General features: G+C 58.7%; 16 protein-coding genes and 1 tRNA gene. 10 read left to right on the top strand and 7 right to left on the bottom strand.

What is annotated here, in order from left to right; all coding sequences use genetic code 11:
- Nucleotides 1-2: 2 nt before the first annotated feature.
- Both rpiA and FKM97_RS14435 read right to left on the bottom strand, forming a co-directional pair.
- On the bottom strand, nucleotides 3-698 hold the full coding sequence (gene rpiA, locus FKM97_RS14430; protein ID WP_144293134.1) for a ribose-5-phosphate isomerase RpiA: 696 nt from the start codon (nucleotides 696-698) through the stop codon (nucleotides 3-5).
- Complete coding sequence (locus tag FKM97_RS14435; RefSeq protein WP_144293135.1) at nucleotides 695-2,149, bottom strand: NAD-dependent succinate-semialdehyde dehydrogenase; 1,455 nt, start codon at nucleotides 2,147-2,149, stop codon at nucleotides 695-697. The genes rpiA and FKM97_RS14435 overlap by 4 nt, the downstream gene beginning before the upstream one ends.
- A 140-nt stretch (nucleotides 2,150-2,289) precedes the next feature.
- Between FKM97_RS14435 and gph the strand changes: the two genes are divergently transcribed.
- Nucleotides 2,290-2,991 carry a phosphoglycolate phosphatase gene (gene gph, locus FKM97_RS14440; protein ID WP_144293136.1) on the top strand — a complete coding sequence of 234 codons (702 nt, stop codon included), beginning with the start codon at nucleotides 2,290-2,292 and terminating at the stop codon, nucleotides 2,989-2,991.
- Between the two features lie 85 nt (nucleotides 2,992-3,076).
- Nucleotides 3,077-3,152, top strand: a tRNA-Val gene (locus FKM97_RS14445).
- Between the two features lie 747 nt (nucleotides 3,153-3,899).
- Here FKM97_RS14445 and FKM97_RS14450 read toward each other — a convergent pair.
- Nucleotides 3,900-4,196, bottom strand: coding sequence for a hypothetical protein (locus tag FKM97_RS14450; RefSeq protein ID WP_205015031.1), 297 nt, complete (start codon nucleotides 4,194-4,196; stop codon nucleotides 3,900-3,902).
- Nucleotides 4,197-4,498: 302 nt separating this feature from the next.
- On the opposite strand from FKM97_RS14450, the gene FKM97_RS14455 reads away from it, so the two are divergent.
- From FKM97_RS14455 to FKM97_RS14465, 3 genes are all read left to right on the top strand, one after another.
- Complete coding sequence (locus tag FKM97_RS14455; protein ID WP_144293138.1) at nucleotides 4,499-4,981, top strand: hypothetical protein; 483 nt, start codon at nucleotides 4,499-4,501, stop codon at nucleotides 4,979-4,981.
- A 462-nt stretch (nucleotides 4,982-5,443) separates the two neighbouring features.
- Nucleotides 5,444-7,144, top strand: coding sequence for a DUF262 domain-containing protein (locus FKM97_RS14460; protein ID WP_170240919.1), 1,701 nt, complete (start codon nucleotides 5,444-5,446; stop codon nucleotides 7,142-7,144).
- Complete coding sequence (locus FKM97_RS14465) at nucleotides 7,123-7,434, top strand: hypothetical protein (protein ID WP_205015032.1); 312 nt, start codon at nucleotides 7,123-7,125, stop codon at nucleotides 7,432-7,434. The genes FKM97_RS14460 and FKM97_RS14465 overlap by 22 nt, the downstream gene beginning before the upstream one ends.
- Nucleotides 7,435-7,480: 46 nt before the next feature.
- Here FKM97_RS14465 and FKM97_RS14470 read toward each other — a convergent pair whose 3' ends face one another.
- Nucleotides 7,481-7,690, bottom strand: coding sequence for a hypothetical protein (locus FKM97_RS14470; RefSeq protein ID WP_144293141.1), 210 nt, complete (start codon nucleotides 7,688-7,690; stop codon nucleotides 7,481-7,483).
- Nucleotides 7,691-7,929: 239 nt separating this feature from the next.
- Nucleotides 7,930-8,205: a hypothetical protein gene (locus FKM97_RS14475; RefSeq protein WP_144293142.1), complete on the bottom strand. Its 276-nt coding sequence runs from the start codon at nucleotides 8,203-8,205 to the stop codon at nucleotides 7,930-7,932.
- A 1,204-nt stretch (nucleotides 8,206-9,409) separates the two neighbouring features.
- Here FKM97_RS14475 and FKM97_RS14480 point away from each other — a divergent pair.
- The 5 genes from FKM97_RS14480 to FKM97_RS14500 all read left to right on the top strand — a co-directional run bounded on the left by FKM97_RS14480 (nucleotide 9,410) and on the right by FKM97_RS14500 (nucleotide 14,260).
- Complete coding sequence (locus FKM97_RS14480) at nucleotides 9,410-9,826, top strand: hypothetical protein (RefSeq protein ID WP_144293143.1); 417 nt, start codon at nucleotides 9,410-9,412, stop codon at nucleotides 9,824-9,826.
- Nucleotides 9,827-10,495: 669 nt separating this feature from the next.
- Nucleotides 10,496-11,323 carry a tyrosine-type recombinase/integrase gene (locus FKM97_RS14485; RefSeq protein WP_170240920.1) on the top strand — a complete coding sequence of 276 codons (828 nt, stop codon included), beginning with the start codon at nucleotides 10,496-10,498 and terminating at the stop codon, nucleotides 11,321-11,323.
- A 343-nt stretch (nucleotides 11,324-11,666) separates the two neighbouring features.
- Complete coding sequence (locus tag FKM97_RS14490; protein WP_144293145.1) at nucleotides 11,667-12,248, top strand: YqaA family protein; 582 nt, start codon at nucleotides 11,667-11,669, stop codon at nucleotides 12,246-12,248.
- Nucleotides 12,249-12,357: 109 nt separating this feature from the next.
- Nucleotides 12,358-13,500: a hypothetical protein gene (locus tag FKM97_RS14495; protein WP_144293146.1), complete on the top strand. Its 1,143-nt coding sequence runs from the start codon at nucleotides 12,358-12,360 to the stop codon at nucleotides 13,498-13,500.
- Between the two features lie 145 nt (nucleotides 13,501-13,645).
- Complete coding sequence (locus tag FKM97_RS14500; protein WP_144293147.1) at nucleotides 13,646-14,260, top strand: hypothetical protein; 615 nt, start codon at nucleotides 13,646-13,648, stop codon at nucleotides 14,258-14,260.
- A 3-nt stretch (nucleotides 14,261-14,263) separates the two neighbouring features.
- Here the strand turns inward: FKM97_RS14500 and maiA are convergent, their stop codons facing one another.
- Both maiA and FKM97_RS14510 read right to left on the bottom strand, forming a co-directional pair.
- Nucleotides 14,264-14,893, bottom strand: coding sequence for a maleylacetoacetate isomerase (gene maiA, locus FKM97_RS14505; protein WP_144293148.1), 630 nt, complete (start codon nucleotides 14,891-14,893; stop codon nucleotides 14,264-14,266).
- 109 nt (nucleotides 14,894-15,002) lie between these two features.
- Nucleotides 15,003-16,544 (bottom strand): Do family serine endopeptidase, encoded by a 1,542-nt coding sequence (locus tag FKM97_RS14510; RefSeq protein ID WP_144293395.1) that lies wholly within the window; start codon nucleotides 16,542-16,544, stop codon nucleotides 15,003-15,005.
- Nucleotides 16,545-16,593 lie beyond the last annotated feature (49 nt).

A 16,593-nucleotide genomic window follows, 5' to 3' on the forward strand; every position in this document is an offset into this window, starting at 1 on the left:
GTCTAGAGGCTGCCCAGGCTGACGACGCCACCTTCGCCCGCAACGAGCACCAGATTGGCGAAGCCGATGAACAGCCCGTGCTCCACGACGCCCGGTAGTGTGGCCAGTCTGTCGGCAAGAGCGGCAGGATCGGTGATCACGCCGAAGCTGCAGTCATAGATGTAGTTGCCGCCATCCGTGACGAAGGTCCGTCCCTCCCTTTGCCGCAGGACGACGTCGCCGTTGAGACCGCAGGCTCCGGCGGCTTCCCGGATGCGCAACGCAGTTGCACCATGGGCGAAGGGCGTGACCTCCACCGGCAGCGGAAACCGTCCGAGATCCTTGACCTTCTTCGACTGGTCGACGATCACGATCATGCGCTGTGAAGCGAAGGCGACGATCTTTTCCCGCAACAACGCGCCGCCACCCCCCTTGATGAGGCGCAGACTGCTATCCACCTCATCGGCCCCGTCGATCGTCAGATCGAGCTTGGGTTCGTCATCCAGTGTCGTCAACGGGATTCCCAGACCCTCGGCTTGCGCCCGTGTCGCCTCTGACGTGGGCACGCAGATGACCTTCAGGCCGCCTGCGACTTTCTCGCCTAAGGCCTCCACCATCAACCGCGCCGTCGTTCCGGTGCCCAGGCCGAGCTTCATCCCTGGAGTGACGTATGCGAGGGCGGCCAAGGCCGCCTCCCGCTTGAGCGCATCTGCCGTCACGTGCCAAGGCCACCCATCAGCATGTATTTGATCTCGACATATTCGTCGATGCCATGATGCGACCCCTCGCGGCCGAGGCCGGACTCCTTCACGCCACCAAAGGGCGCAAGCTCGGTCGAGATGATCCCCTCATTCACACCGACGATCCCATATTCCAGCGCTTCGCCCACACGGAAGCACCGGCCCACGTCGCGTGAATAGAAATAGGCGGCGAGACCGAATTCGGTGTCATTTGCCATCTGTATGGCCTCGTCCTCGGTCTTGAACCGGAACAGCGGAGCGACCGGACCGAAGGTCTCTTCCCTCGTCACCAGCATGCGTGTGGTGACATTCTTGAGAATGGTGGGTTCGTAGAAACTGCCGCCGAGCGAATGTGGCTTGCCTCCGATGACGATCTCCGCGCCATTGGCAACTGCATTCTGCACGTGCTCCTCGACCTTCTCGACCGCGGCCTTGTTGATGAGGGGGCCGGTCGTGACGCCGACTTCCATGCCATTGCCGACCTTCAGCTTCAGCACGGCGGCAGCCAGCTTTTCGGCGAAACTGTCGTACACGCCGTCCTGCACCAGGATCCGGTTGGCGCAGACGCAAGTCTGGCCGGCGTTGCGGAACTTGGAGGCCATGGCCCCGGCAACAGCCGCATCGAGATCAGCATCGTCGAACACGATGAACGGCGCGTTTCCGCCGAGTTCCAGCGATACCCGCTTCACCGTCTTGGCCGACTGCTCCATCAGCACCTTGCCGATCTCAGTCGAGCCCGTGAAGGTGATCGCCCTCACCAGCGGGTTTGAGGTGAGCTCGCCGCCGATCGCGGACGCCTTGCCCGTGACGACGCTGAACACGCCCTTGGGAATGCCGGCGCGCTCGCCAAGTTCGGCCAGGGCCAGCGCCGTAAGCGGTGTGTCGCCGGCCGGCTTGCAGACGACGGTGCAGCCCGCTGCCAGGGCCGGTGAGACTTTGCGCGTGATCATCGCCATGGGAAAATTCCACGGCGTGATCGCGCCAACGACGCCGATCGGCTGGCGGATGACCATGATTCGCGCATCCGCTTTGTGAGTGGGCAGCGTTTCGCCCGAAATGCGCTTGGCCTCCTCACCGTAGAATTCGGTGAAACCGGCGGCATAGGCCACCTCGCCCCTGGCCTCTGCGAGCGGCTTGCCCATCTCGGCCGTCATGATGCGCGCCAGATCCTCCTGATTGTCCATCATGAGATCGAACCATTTGCGCATGATCTTGGCGCGTTCCTTGGGCAGCGTCTTCGACCATGTCTTGAAGGCATCATGGGCGGTCTCGACAGCCTTTCGCGTCTCCTCGGCCCCCAGACTGGGGACTGTGGCCAGGACCTCCCCCGTGGCGGGGTTGGTCACATTGATGGAGGTCGCGCCGGCGACCCATTCGCCATTGATGTAGCAGCGCTCCCGCAGCAGCGACTTGTCCTTCAGGAATTCCATGGAAAATGCTCCTTGTCCCGGGCCCCTGCCCGCCTCGATCTCTTGGCTCGCCATGACTTAATCGCTCAAGCCCCCTTTGCGCAACAACGGCATGCGCGCTATGCGTCTTGCGCAGGATGCAGGGCGAGGGGAGCAGGCGCATGAGCGATCTATCGAAGGTATCCGTGATTTTCGATCTGGACGGCACCGTGGTCGACACCGCACCCGATCTGGTCGCCGCCATGAACGAGGTTCTCGCCCGCCACGACCGCGCGTCGATCCCGACATCGCAAATCCGCAACCTCGTGGGTCACGGGGCACGGGTGATGATGGCTCGCGGCTTCGCCGAAACCGGGACACCGGCCGACGATGCCCTGCTGGACCGGCTCTACGACCAGTTTCTGGACCATTACCTCGACCATATCGCCGATGCGAGCGCACCCTTCCCCGGCGCAATTGCAGCGATCCAGACCTTGGCGGCAAGGGGTGCTCGCCTCGGAATCTGCACCAACAAACCTGAGGCGGCCGCCAGAAAGCTGCTCGAGGCCCTCGACCTGAGCCGCTACTTCGAGGCCGTGATCGGCGGCGACAGCTTGAAGATGAAGAAGCCGGATCCGGAATGTTTCCGGGAGAGCGTGCGCCGGCTGGGCGGTGGTGAGGGACCCTCCGTAATGGTCGGCGACAGCGAGACGGATGTCCTGACCGCGCGAGCCGCAGGCGCTCCCGTGATCGGTGTCACCTTCGGATATACGCCCGAACCCATCGAGACCTTCCACCCTGATATCGTCATCGACCATTTCGACAAGCTGGGTTCAGCTCTCGATCAACTCCTCTCCCGTCATCCTTTGCTCGCCACCGATTGAGCAGCCATCGAAGGCAGTTGCCTTCCGCCGCCATGCCGGCTATATCGCAGACCTTCCCGGTGGCCTTGCGCCGCCGTGTCCCCGAGGGCGGTTAGCTCAGCTGGTAGAGCACTGTGTTCACATCGCAGGGGTCACTGGTTCGAGTCCAGTACCGCCCACCATCAAAAAACCCTAAGAAAACAGTTACTTAGCAAGCGTGGCCTCTACAAAAACACAGGGGTTACTTATTCTGTTGGACTAAAATGCGCTCTCGGACCTCTTTCTGCTGGGGTGCAGCATGAGCGACGCCTTCGATCATTGGCGGCTCGGCAAGGCTAAGATCGGAACCGGCACCCATAGAGTTAGGGCCTTCGTTAGAAAACGTTCCCCGTGGCTCTATGGAGACTTTGTCGTTCACGCACCTTGTGACACAGGGGACGACAGGAGTTGGGTCATTCACGGACCGTCCCACGGGTCTCAATCTGAACAATGTGCGGGCGTATTTCCTCGATGCTGAAAGTGCAATACATGCAGCGTTGGAAATCCAGGCCCTGGTCCCCCTAGCGCTGTTCATCATATGGGATGGCGCGCTTGCGGCGGCCGCATATGACCGGAACGGCTCTTGCTTCGCGCAGTACCCCTGCGCTCCTCAAAGTTGCCGACCCACAGCCGATATGTGATTGGGGACAACAGCTATGATGTCCTCAAACTGCGCCGCATCTGCAGAATACAAGAGGGCCTTGATAAGGCGGTGGTGCGCAAACGCCCTGGTAGAAAGTGCTGCACGTTGAGCTGCTCGAAGGTGTTTTCCCAGGAGATGCGCGCCGGCCGCCATCACAACCGCTGGCGAGCTGGCGCACCGCGAACCTGAAGTTGCCGCCCTCCAAATCTGAACATGCATTCGAGACACCCTTGGACCGCCGGTGCGATCACGTCAAACTCAATATAGCACCGACGAGCAAGCTCGCCGCGCGCGCAAGGTAAACGTGGACGCTTGGACCCTGATAACGTGTAGCCGAGCGCCAAACTCCAACGACAGCGACGATGTTATAGGGCACCGAAAACCCGTAACCAATGAGCAGCGCCGCCCATGGCCGGTCGACCGTGATCAGCGCGAGAAACAAAATGGTGGAGGATGCGTTGACGATCAGGCCGATGATGACCGTCCACGTCCAGAAAGCTTCATTAAGTGGTAATTCGCCCCGCCAAAGAGCACCAAGTTTCATGATGAGCTAAATTAAGGGCTGTCGAAGATTTCTGCTAGAGCATCTTCGATGAACGCGGGGTCGCTCAGGGATTCAAGCGGTCGACCTTTTCTGATTCACTGCTCCTCGTGAGTTGTGAGGAGGTGGTGATTGACGAGGAGTTTGAGCGCGGACCGTGCGAGCGGGTGGTTGCAGCGATCGAGGATGGAATTTCGACACGGGCGTCGGCGCAGCATTCCCGCTTCGGGATCTCGATGGCCGGGGGCCTGGGATTGCCGCTATCCCGAGACCGGTGAGACGCAAGCGAGCAAGCAGGCAAGCCGTTGCGTTCGAAGCTCGACCCGCATGACGCGTTCATTCTGCGCCTCGTCGAAGGCGCGCCCGACATCAAGCTTTCTAAGATCGAGGACAGGCTGGCCGCCGGGCGTGGGGTTCAGGCAGCCCCGTTGACTGTCTGGTTGTTCATCGAGGGCGAGCGCGTTGCGGCGAGCGTAGCCGGCGGCCGTTCGCCATGGCCATTGGAAGACAACCACCTTCACTGCCTGCGGCTACCCGGCATGGCGGCGCCGACGCCGCTCGACGATCCCATGAACGGGCCAGCCTTCCTGCCTATGCCGAGCAGGTTCTCGTGCCAGAGCTACGCCCCCCGACGTTTTGATCATGGACAGCCTTCCGGTTTACAAGATCAGCCTGCGCGCGAGGCCATCGAGGAGGTCGGGCGCGACTCCTGTTCCTCCCGACACCGCGTGAGGCAATGGCGATTCGCGTGCCGTCAGCAGAAGTGCAGAATCCTATCGCCTGTCTAAGTTTCAGGGCTCATTTTACCGCAGCCGAATGCCTCGCTCCAAGCCTGTGACTGGCTGGCCCCAAGTGGCTAGCCAGTCACAGGCTTGGCGTGCGGCGACTATTGGATAGGTTGGGGACTCATTAAAATCCATGCAGCAACGATCGAAACTAGCGCGATTGTCGAGAGGTAATTCTGGGCGAGGCGATCATACCTGGTGCGATGCGCCGCCTTGTGATGCATTTGTAATAACAACAGCAAATTCGCTTGCTTTGTCATTACAAATGCATCACGGGACGAGCATGAAAACCGGACTATTGCAGCTTCGCCTCCAGCCCCAAGAAAAGTCAGCTTTCCAGGAAGCAGCCGATCTCGCTGGTATCCCACTTTCAGCGTGGGTTAGGGAGTGCTTAAGGCGCACGGCGCGAGCAGAGCTAACCGACACGGGCCGCCCCGTGCCCTTTCAAAATTACGAGGCCCAGGCGTGAAAACGGCAGATATCGGCCTCTCGTTTGAGCACTGCGGCATTGCGGACGTCCTGTACAGGTGGCAACTCGTGGTTCCCCTTAATCAGCGTCCATACGCTTGGGAGGATGACGAGGTTGAGAAGCTGTTTCATGACCTCACCAAGGCGGTAGATACTCAACCGATATACTTTCTCGGCACCATTATGTTCACCAAAGGTGAGTCTAATGATACCGAAGTGGCTGATGGGCAGCAGCGCCTTGCCACAACGAGCATCTTAATCGCTGCAATGCGCGACTACCTTATAGAGCTTGGAGATGAGAAAGGCGCGAAGGAATATCAATCGGACTATCTAGTTAAGTATGATCCTCCGACTGGGCTATACAGGCAGAAACTTGCGCTGAATGCTCAGGATAATCAGTTCTTCAACGAACAAATGTTACTACCGCCCGACGAACGGAAACCAGCCACTGCGGGGCCTTTTACATCGCACAGCCTTCTGCTGGCAGCAGCGGAGAAGGCCAGGGCCCACGTGCGCGATATCACAGCGGGGTTGGACAATTCTGCCAAGACAGCCAAGCTACATCGTTGGGTTTCTTATTTAAAGGAACAGGCCCTTATCATTGTCGTTACTGTTCCAGCTCATATCGGTAACTCTTTTAAAATGTTCGAGACGTTGAATGCCCGTGGTGCGACGGCATCGCAGGTGGACATTTTGAAGAACTTCTTGTTCGAGCGAGCGCCAAAGCATGCACAGCAAGTGCACTCTCACTGGATTTCGATGCTCAGCATCATAGAGCTTCAAGGCGATGATACCCTCCTGCTCAGTTACATAAGACACCTTTGGGTTTCCCTGCGCGGCCCCACCACAAAGGATGACTTGGGGTCAGCAATCGAGGGACAGGTCAAGAACGAAGGCGATGCCCTAAGTCTAGTATCGACGCTCGACACGGCGGCTGGCGAATACGTCGCCATTTTGAATCCCCTTCAAAGCGCCCGATGGGAAGGCCTGAAGTTTGGCCGGCAAGCCCTCGACCTATTGAGCAATGGGATCGGCGTGGAGCAGATCAGACCGCTTGTCCTAGCCGTGGCGCGACATTTTGATCCGCTGGAAATGGATCGTGCATTCCAGCTGTTCCTGTCGTGGTCGGTTCGGTTTTTGATTTCGGGCGGCGGCGGCGGCGGGAAGTTAGATCGCTATTATGGCGAGCAGGCTAAAGCTGTGACTAACCGCCAAATCAAGACCGCCACCGAGTTGGCCGCAGCGATGAGCGAGGTGGTGCCATCAGACGCGCGGTTTCAGGAAGCCTTTGCTACTGCTTCAGTGAGCAAAGCAAACCTCGCTCGCTATTATCTCAGAGCGGTGGAATTGCATCGCGGCAAGGACCCTTCGCCACAATTTCTGATCAATGAAGACCCGCTTGCAGTCAACTTGGAGCACATATTGCCGATAAAACCGGACAACGATTGGGATGTGCCGGCAGAGACCGCTGCGGTGTTTTATAAGCGATTGGGGAACATGGTTTTGCTTCCATCCAAAGTGAACGTGGAAGCCGGTAACAAATCCTTTGATGCCAAGAAGCCGTTCATTGAAAAAAGCATGTTCTCTATTACTCGTGAAGTCTTGACTCTGTCGAAATGGGGGCCTGACCAGATTACCGAGCGCCAGAAGAAACTGGCTCTAGAGGCGCCGCTGGTGTGGCCGCTGAAATGGAAGTAACGGCCTACCAGTTGCAGGCTGCCGTCGAAAACATGCCCGGTGGCACCGCCAGGGGTGCAATCTGTTCCTGTGCGGGAGGGCTTTCAGGGGGCGCGCCCTTATGGGAAGGCGTTGTCCATGTCTTCGACCTGGCTGGCAACCCGACGGCCACGTGCGCCTATGCTTGGTCCTCGCCCATTGACGACAGTGATAAGCGCCGCATGTTTGCTGTCCTGCATTTTCCGCCAATCGCCTCGCCGCTGGCAGCGGTGCGGGCGGTGATCGTTGCTGAACATCGCGCCAAGGGCTGATCCTGATTTCAAACTAAGACAGTACCCGCTGGTGTTCAGTGCTGTCTCAGTTTGAATTTCTCGCGGGCGGGTCAAGGATGAAACCGCAACTGTCGCCTTTCATTCCAGGCACGCACATGGACACTTCGCCGGTGTAACGGTCCAAGCGAATTATCGTGTTCGACGTGCTTCCAATAATCTCATAGCGACCGCCAGCAAAGAAGCCAGCAACCCCGATTCCAAGCGCCATAATCACTGATGCGGCAACGATCTTCATCCTGCCTCCCGCTTACTGTAAGGCCCGCGCAATCTCTGCTCCGCCGCCTTTCCCGCGATCTCGGCGCGCCTATCGGCGCCAGTTCTCGGCGCGTCCTGCCGCTCTTAACTCCTAGAGCAAGCGGCGCGATTATTGCGACGATCAATCACAGTATCGTCCTCCTCACTCGCCGCAGTGCGCATTAAGCAAGCATTGCGGATCACGTCAGCGGGACGCTTCTGGCCTTAGTCCGGTTGGCATTAGTTATCTCTCAAATAAACGCACTGCGGACATTCCCCATCAGCGGCCATGTCCAACTCATCTTTAATTGCCGGCACAAGGTCTTCACGCATCCACATCGTCCCGTCGCTCTTGAGGATCGTCGTAGCCAGAGCATAAGCATGTCGCTCCGCGTCACCATTACCAACACGGATGGTCACTTCGGGATGGAGACGGCAAACCTCTACGGCGCCTGCCCTGGCGACTGCGTACCGCGCGGCATCTTCAAGGCCGTCTATATAGTCGTTGATTGACACGAAGCCCTCCTATGCTTTTCGCTAAGCATATAGGAGCAGGTTCGGGGTGGCGAGAGGGCTTCAACGCAGGTGAAGTCCAGACTGAGACAGGTGTTCTGGGAGCTCAACATTTGCTGTTTTGGAGCTTGCCATGAAGAACCCCCTCCAATGAACCGTGAGCAGGACGAGCCGAGTTAGAGGCGACTGTGAACTTGATCATAGACAGGATGCGCTCCAGGGGTGGTCGCACAAAATCTTCTAGGGAAATTCTCATAGCTTACCTAAACGCCACTCCGGTGACGGGTGAGCGGGTGAGCGGGTGAGCGGGTGAGCGGGTGAAGGCGACCAAGAAGATCCTGCTTAGCAACTTGAAGCCCGACCTACACAGCTTTAACTGACGCAAGGTGGCCACGAAGTACACCGCGATAAACGTAGCGCTGCTGGTTGTGGTGGGTAGACATGGCGTAAGGGAAGCGCTGATTTTTCCACAACTCGGGTTGGTGGATTGCCCAAGGTGGGGTGAAGAGATTCATGCCAAAGACCCGGACGCCTTTGGAGGCTAGAAGCAGCTCTCGCGCCGCGCTCTCCTCAACCCCCTCGCAAGCGCGGGGCAGCGAAGCCATCGCAGCCCGGATGGCTTGACAGGTTATCTGAGCGTGAGAGCGAGCGAATAAAACATTGGGGAAAGCACGGACAGTGTGGGAAACTCAAGCTCATCCCCCCGCCCCCCGCGCCGACGCAGAGTGTTAGCTGTCGCTCTTGGCAGCGCGGGTTTTTCGCGGAACCTTGGCGGGGGGGGGCCTGTGTCGGCCATCTCTGGCTCGGTCAGCGCGGGGATAGACATTGGCGACGGCGCATCATGTTTCGCAACTACTCATCAAGAGGCTTGGCGGCAGTTACGGGTGCCGATGTTTCGGGCTTCAACCCAGCAGTCCTCACCTTCTCGGCGACCTTCTCGTTCACAAGCTCAATGAGCTTGGCTAAGGATACCCTATGCGGCCGTCGCTCTTGATGGCGACGATGCTGTTCTCATGGGCGATTGACTGCGCTCCCGACAGGTTTGACGCGCCATGCTTTGTGCGGCCGGTAAGAACGTTGATGTCAGGCAATGTGCGGCCCTGCTTTTTGCTAAAAACAAGCCGTGAAAAGGCCGGCTTGCGGAAATGCGATGCTAAAGGTCATCCTCACCTGATCACACGATGACCGATTTCAGCGGGGACCGACGATGGCTTGGCGAGACAAGGCTATGTTGCGGCTAATCACTTGGATTGAAAATCCGAGCTGCATCAAGGCTGTAACTGTCATAAGCATCTTGTTTCTATTCGATGCTATTCGCGCAGCATGGGGTGAGCGCCATTTTGTAGCCGGCGTGGCGGAGGCTCTTGTGGCATCCGTACTTCACTACGGACTTCCGCTGGTCGCCGTCGGTTGTGGTATATGTGTTGGGCTCGTGATTGCGGGCCGCTTCAAAACCAAGTGGCTGCATTGGATCGGAGGAATCATTGCTGCACTTGGTGTTTTTGCTGGACTAAGCAGTGTGACTGACAACATCGAAGGCGTGAGTTGGCGCATGAAGGAATTGCGCGACGGCCGTTGTTACACTGACTGGGATGGCAGATCGAATCCAACATTATGCGAATAGCATATTTCCTAACTGCCATGCATCGTGATGCCCACGAAAGTAATAGCAAACCAGGTGCTAGCTAGCGCTGCGGCCCTCAGTGCCAGTTTATGACATTGAATGGGCTCAGCAGTTCTTGAGCAATGCCGAATCCTTCAAAATACCAAGTCGAGCGTAGCCGAGCAGAATTACTGCTGTGGCGATCCAAATCCACATCAATCCGGCCCGCCTTATGGCATTCGTCGTTGGGCGATTGGCCGCGACCTCGGCCGTGAGAATGCAAATGGCTGCTCGCTCCCTTTCCCCAGTCCGGCACCAGGAGAAAAGACGATGGAACTCCCATTCACTGTCAAACCGCTTGCTTAGCGATGGGAGTGCTCGGACTTGCAAATCCGCAAGATGATTGCGGACAACAGCATCTCAGCCTTTTCCCTTGGCGGAAAACTGATCAGATTAGCCGCATCCGAAGTGGCGGATCGAGGGAGAGGAATGTCCAGACAGCGACGATCAGAAGACGAGTGGCTCGGCAGGGTTGGAAAAAGGTTCTACGCCTACTACCGAGTTCCTAACGGCGTCGGTCCGAAGCGCAGCTCACTAGGTACGGATGATCCCGTCACCGCAAAAGCCAGGTTTGTCGAATGGAGGAAGCAACGTCTTGTCGCTATTAGCCAGGGCGACGGAGCTCTGACAATGGGCGCCATCTACAGCTCATATGTTGAAAGCCGGAGGGAAGCGGGCAAGCGCGCAGCCGAGAGGATTGACTTTGCCTGGAAAAGGCTGAAGCCAACTTTCGACAGTCTCCTGCCGACCATGATCACCGAGTCCCTGTGTCATCAATACGCTGAGCGCCGGCGCAAACATGATGGCGTCTCGAACGGCACCATCCACGTCGAGCTGGGCTACCTTCGCGCAGCCCTGACCTATGCCACGAATAAAAAGAACTGGCTCATCCATGTTCCCTACGTGCCGATTCCGCCGAAGCCAGCGCCAAAGGATCACTTCCTCACGAAGGACGAGGCCAGGACGCTCATAGCCTGCGCGTCGGCTGAGCACGTGAAGCTGTTCATTACGTTGGCGCTCACGACGGCTGGGCGGTCCGAAGCTATCCTGGACCTGACCTGGGATAGGGTTGATATGGACAGGCGCAAGATCACTTTGCGCGACCCCGTGAAGCATGTCACGCCTAAGGGCCGGGCAACTGTGCCGATCAATGAATTTGCCTTTGCAGCGCTCTCGAAGCAGCGCCAGGGCGCCCTGACAGAATATGTCATCGAATGGGCCGATCGGCGTATAGTGTCGATCAAGAAAGGTGTAAGGGCAGCGGCGGCGCGGGCAGGCATCAAATGTTCGCCACATGTGCTGCGCCACACGGCAGCGGTCTGGATGATCGAGGGTGGGATTCCACTTGAGGAGATCAGTCAGTACCTGGGCCATACCAACATCGAGACGACGCGACGCATCTATGCCCGCTATTCCCCGAGCTTCCTCCGCAGGGCGTCTTCTTTTTTAGAGCTTTGATTGTAACACAGTGCTCCTTTGTCAGGAGCTGACAGGATAACGGCAACCAGGCATGAGCATCGAGGGTAAAGAAGTGAAAAAAACAGCGCTCCATCGTTGAAAATCAGTGGCTTATATCCTCGAACCCAGCCTTCACATCGCAGGGGTCACTGGTTCGAGTCCAGTACCGCCCACCATTCTTTTAACTTCACATTTTGGTCAACTCCGCGGTGTTGCCTCGGGCGGGAATCTTTTACCTGAGCAGGACCGATCACAAATGCGTCAGCGGTCGCGAACGGCCTTGAGAGCGCCACCCGTCTTCTCTAGCGGGAGGGGTCCCGCCCTCCCTCTCCGATAGGTCTGCATGTTCCAGTCACTATACGACCGAACCCTGGCGCTCGCCGGCCATCGCCACGCGGAACGCTGGCTAGGCGCCATGTGCTTCGCCGAAAGTTCGTTTTTGCCCATGCTGCCGGAAGTCATGCTGCTGCCCATGATTCTGGCGGACCGGACCAAGGCTTGGCGTCTGGCGCTGCTGTGCACCATCACCTCCGTCCTGGGGGGCGTGTTGGGGTACTTCATCGGCATTTTTCTCTTTGATGCCGTCGGCGCGCCGCTGCTTCGCTTCTACGGCCTTTCCGGCGAATTTGAACACATTGCCCAGCAGTACAATGATCTGGGTTGGCTTATGGTCCTGATCGGCGCCGTCACCCCAGTGCCCTACAAGGTGGTGACGATCGCCAGCGGCCTGACCCATCTGGACTTCATGACCTTTCTTGTCATGAGCGCCATTGGACGTGGCGTGCGCTTCTTTGCACCCTGTGCGCTTTTCTTCTACTTCGGCCCGCGGGCACAGCCGATCATGGAGCGAAATCTCAGCACGGTCTTCTGGCTCTCGGTGGCCGGGATTGTCGGCGGAACCCTAGCCGCCAAGTTTATTTTTTGAATCAGAGAAACCGTTTAAGTCCTCATTGGGAGAGGGTTTTGTGCGTTGCCGCATTCTTTCCATACAATGTGGGTAAGAAGGGTGCCGGCAGCAGTCATAGGATCGAGTGATGCAGGCGTCTCAACGATGGGCAGGAGGCTGCGTGGTGATGCTGGCGCTGGTCTTAGGCCAGCAGCCGATCTCTGCCCAGGAGGTCGTCGCCGAGCGCAATCCCGGAAGCTGGGTCATCATCCAGAGCGATCCGACTTACGACATGCAGGAAGACTGTTTTTCTGAAGCGGCTTTGGCTTCTGGAGAAGCGGAAGGATCAGAGGCCGGGACCGGAGAAGCTTGTCCCGTCGAGGCAGGGCCTCCGGGGCTGAAATTCCGTCTCGATCTCCTGCCCACGATTCGTGAGGCCAATGCCCTCCAGATCCGCCAGCGCGAAATCGAGGAGGCGCGTCGCAAGGCCCGCGCAGCCCGCGGTGCAAAACCACCGCTTCTTGGCGCCAACGGCGATTTGCCTCTCACCTATAGCTTTAACCTTGAGCAGAAGGGACAGGACGACCGCTATTTGCGCGATCAGGTCAATGCCCGCGCCAATGTCGGCGTCGATGGCTATCAGGTCCAAGCGACCCTGGAGGAGACATCGCAACCGATGCAATCCGGGACGACGCGCAAATCCGGTCTCCGGGTGGAGGCGCCTCTGACCTTCGGTCCCGTGCGCATGCGTACGGGATTGGACACTTACGTGGCCCGCGACACGACGGCCGGCGTAGCGGCCACCAGCATCGGTCGTGGCATCGACGTGACCACCTCCGCTCGGCTCAGCGAGGCGACCGAAGCAGAACTGTCCGGCAAGGTGGAATACGTTCGTGACGGTGGCAAACGCGTGAACGCGATCATTGCTGGCACCGTCAATTATGGCTTCATGCTTGGCGAGTGGAAGGGAAAGCTGTCGCCTGGGTTGGACATCACGCATTCCACGGGAGAAGAGGATCCGGTGACCATGGCTGTCCGGATGCGGCTCTCCCTCGCCAGTGGCCCCCAGAAGGTGGAAGTCACCCAGCGTATGGTCCGTCAGCAGATCCTGAGCGCCGAGGGCGAGACCCAGCAGACGTCGCTGGACTACGGATATAACTGGGATCAGTCATCCATCACTCTGAGCGGTGCGCATCTGGCCCGATCTGCGAATTCTGGGGCCACCGATGATTGGCAAGTTGGGGCCGTCTGGAAAGTGAAGCTCGAGGCCCTCACGGACTATCTACAGTAGATGTTTACAACTTTTCTGTGCATATCTACACGTTAACACTTTTAAATTGAAAAACGCCGATCACCTTCTAATCTGTACCGATGAGCCCTGATTCTTTTCCTGCTCCTGCCGGATCACGTCAGCGGCGATCATTTTGGGGGTACAGATGGCGGCGACAACGACGACGAGGGTACGAGCGGCTGCCGGCCAGAGGGAGCCGGATCATGGAGCTCCCCGGGAACGAGTGGAGCGAAGTGATCGGAGCAGCGAATTCGGACCCGAAGCCTCGATCGGGTCTCCCCCTATGGACCATGACTATGCTTGGCAGGAACCGCCTGCGGGCCAACCCTATCATTATGAGGCCGAGCATGACCCGGCACAGGAGGCGGGTTGGCAGGATCAGCATGCTGCTCGCGGATATTACGGAACCGAGATCGATCCGCGGGCGATCGCTCAGGCGGCAGAACGTGGAGCGATTTTGGGAACCCGCCGGCTCGACAAGGTGCGGACCGAGTGGCGCGAGTTCGCCAGACGCTTCGAGAGCACCGCACTGACTGCGTCTGAACTGCGGCGACTGCGCCTGGATCTGCGCCGTCGTGAGATGCTTCTGTTTCTGCTCGGTGGCTTTGTTTTGGTCATGGGCACGCTTTATGGCGCCCTGATATTTTCCTCGCCGCAGCTCCTTGGTAACCCGAGAAGCGAACTCGGCTGCACAATGTTCGGGGGCTCCTGGGCAGAGACCAGCACCCAGAAGGAATACTGCATCTTTTGGGCGAACTGACCGCTACGTTTCTGCGCGGTCCGGATGTGTCATGGCAAAAACTGGAAGGCTGCCGCAGACATCCGCAATTTTGTTGATGCGTGGAAAAGCCGACAGATCGATATTGTATCGGCGTGCGCTGACGACTTGTGGAACCAGGCACACATCCGCGAGTGTGGTGTGGCCGCCAAAACAGTGACCATCGAACCCGGCCATCTGCTCGACCGCTTCGAAGCCGATGCTGATCCAGTGCTGACGCCAAGCCAATATGGCTGAGGAATCCGCGCCGAACTGTGTCTCCAGGCGTTTGACCAGGCGAAGACTGGTCAGGGGGTGAATATCGCTGCAGATCATCTGGGCGATAGCCCGTACCTGCGCCCGTTCCCGCGAACCCCGTGGCAGGAGTGGAGGCTCGGGATAGCGTTCCTCAAGATATTCCAGGACGGCAAGAGATTGGGTAAGGATACGGCCGTCTTCGAGCGCGAGGGCGGGCACGAGCCCTTGAGGATTGATGGCAAGGAAGGCCGCGTCGCGATGTTCCCCACCATCTTTGATCAGTTCGACGGCGAACCTGTCCGGATGAAGCCCCTTAAGGGCAAGGCCGATCCGCAGGCGATACGCGGCTGAACTGATGATACTGTCATAGAGCTTCAATGCTGCCCCCCGGGAGCGTGAAGATCAAAGATGGACGACGGCAGGACATCCGGTCTCGGCGGCCCTCCGTCTCGGGGTGGATCCGTGGGAAGGCCCCGGATCCCGCGGCTTATGGCTTCTTTTCGTCTCCGGCGGCGTCATCCAGCCGAAGGGCGAGAAACCGAGGCTCACCTTGGCTATTGGCCACGAGCATCAGAACTGACTTTCGTCCATTCTTCTCGATCTCCTTGACGCGATTCACCACTTCGTCGGGACTGCTGACGGCCTTCTGCCCCACCTCGACGATGACATCGCCAGCTTCGATTCTCTTTTCGGCTGCAGAACTTCCAGGCGTAACTTCCGTCACGACGACGCCGTTGACGCCCTCTTTGATTTGATACTGCTCGCGCAACTCGTCAGACAGGGACCTGAGCTGAAGTCCGAGCGACGTGACGCTCTCCGCCGCCGGCGCGGTGGTTTTGGGTTCCTCGGGCGTGGCGGCGGCCACAGCCTTTTCGCCCCTGTCGAGATCGCCCACCGTGACGTCCAGCGTCTTGCGCTGCCCGTTGCTCGCGACGATGACCTTGACCGGCTTATTGATCGGCGTGTTCGCCACGATCCTCGGCAGGTCGCGCATCGCCGCAACCGGCTTGCCGTCAAACTCGACAATGACGTCGCCAGCGGCGATGCCTGCCTTCTCCGCCGGCCCGTCCGCAGTGACTTCCGCCACCAGCGCGCCCTGGCTATTGCTGAGACCGAGGCTCTCGGCGATCTCGTCGGTAACGGTCTGGATACGCACCCCAAGCCAGCCTCGGCGCACTTCGCCATATTGCCTGAGCTGGGACAGGACCGCCATGGCGGTGGTCGACGGGATAGCGAACCCGATCCCGATGGAGCCGCCGCTGGGAGAGATGATGGCGCTGTTGATACCGATGACCTTGCCGTTCATGTCGAACAGCGGACCACCCGAATTACCCCGGTTGATGGCCGCATCCGTCTGGATGAAATCATCATAGGGCCCGGCATTGATGTCGCGATTGCGCGCCGAGACGATACCCAGGGTCACCGATCCGCCAAGACCGAAGGGATTACCGATGGCCATGACCCAGTCACCGACGCGGAGCTTATCGGAATCACCCAGTTCCACCGCCTTGAGCGGGCTCGTGGGCTTCACTCTCAGCAAGGCGAGATCTGTCTTTGTGTCCCGTCCGACGACCTCGGCATCGAGATTGCTGCCATCGACGAAATTGACTTGAATCTTCTCGGCGCCCGAGACGACGTGATTGTTGGTGACGATCAGTCCTTCGGGGTCGATCACGAATCCCGATCCAAGCGAACTGGCCTGTCGGTCTTCCTGATCGTTCTCGTTATTGTCGCGGCCCTGCTGCTGCTTGTTGAAGAACTCTTCGAAAAACTCGCGGAACGGCGAATTCGGCGGTAGATCCGGCATCGGCACCGCCTCGCGTCCCTCCACCTTCTGCGTCGTGGAGACATTGACGACAGCGCCTGAAAGGCCTTCCGCAAGATCGGCGACCGACTGCGGCCCCACCGCCTGTGCCGGCGTCGACACGACCCCGGTGGCAAGAAGACCGCAAAGGGCGAAGGCCGCAAGCCGGGCACCCCAACCTTGGTGACCCAAGCGTTCAGAGACGAACTGACCTCCCGTCGGCATCCTGTTCCACATCCTTATTGCTCTCCGTGCCACTCCGGCACTCGTCCAC

Source organism: Rhodoligotrophos appendicifer, assembly GCF_007474605.1.
In the GTDB taxonomy this organism is placed as follows: Bacteria; Pseudomonadota; Alphaproteobacteria; order Rhizobiales; family Im1; genus Rhodoligotrophos; species Rhodoligotrophos appendicifer.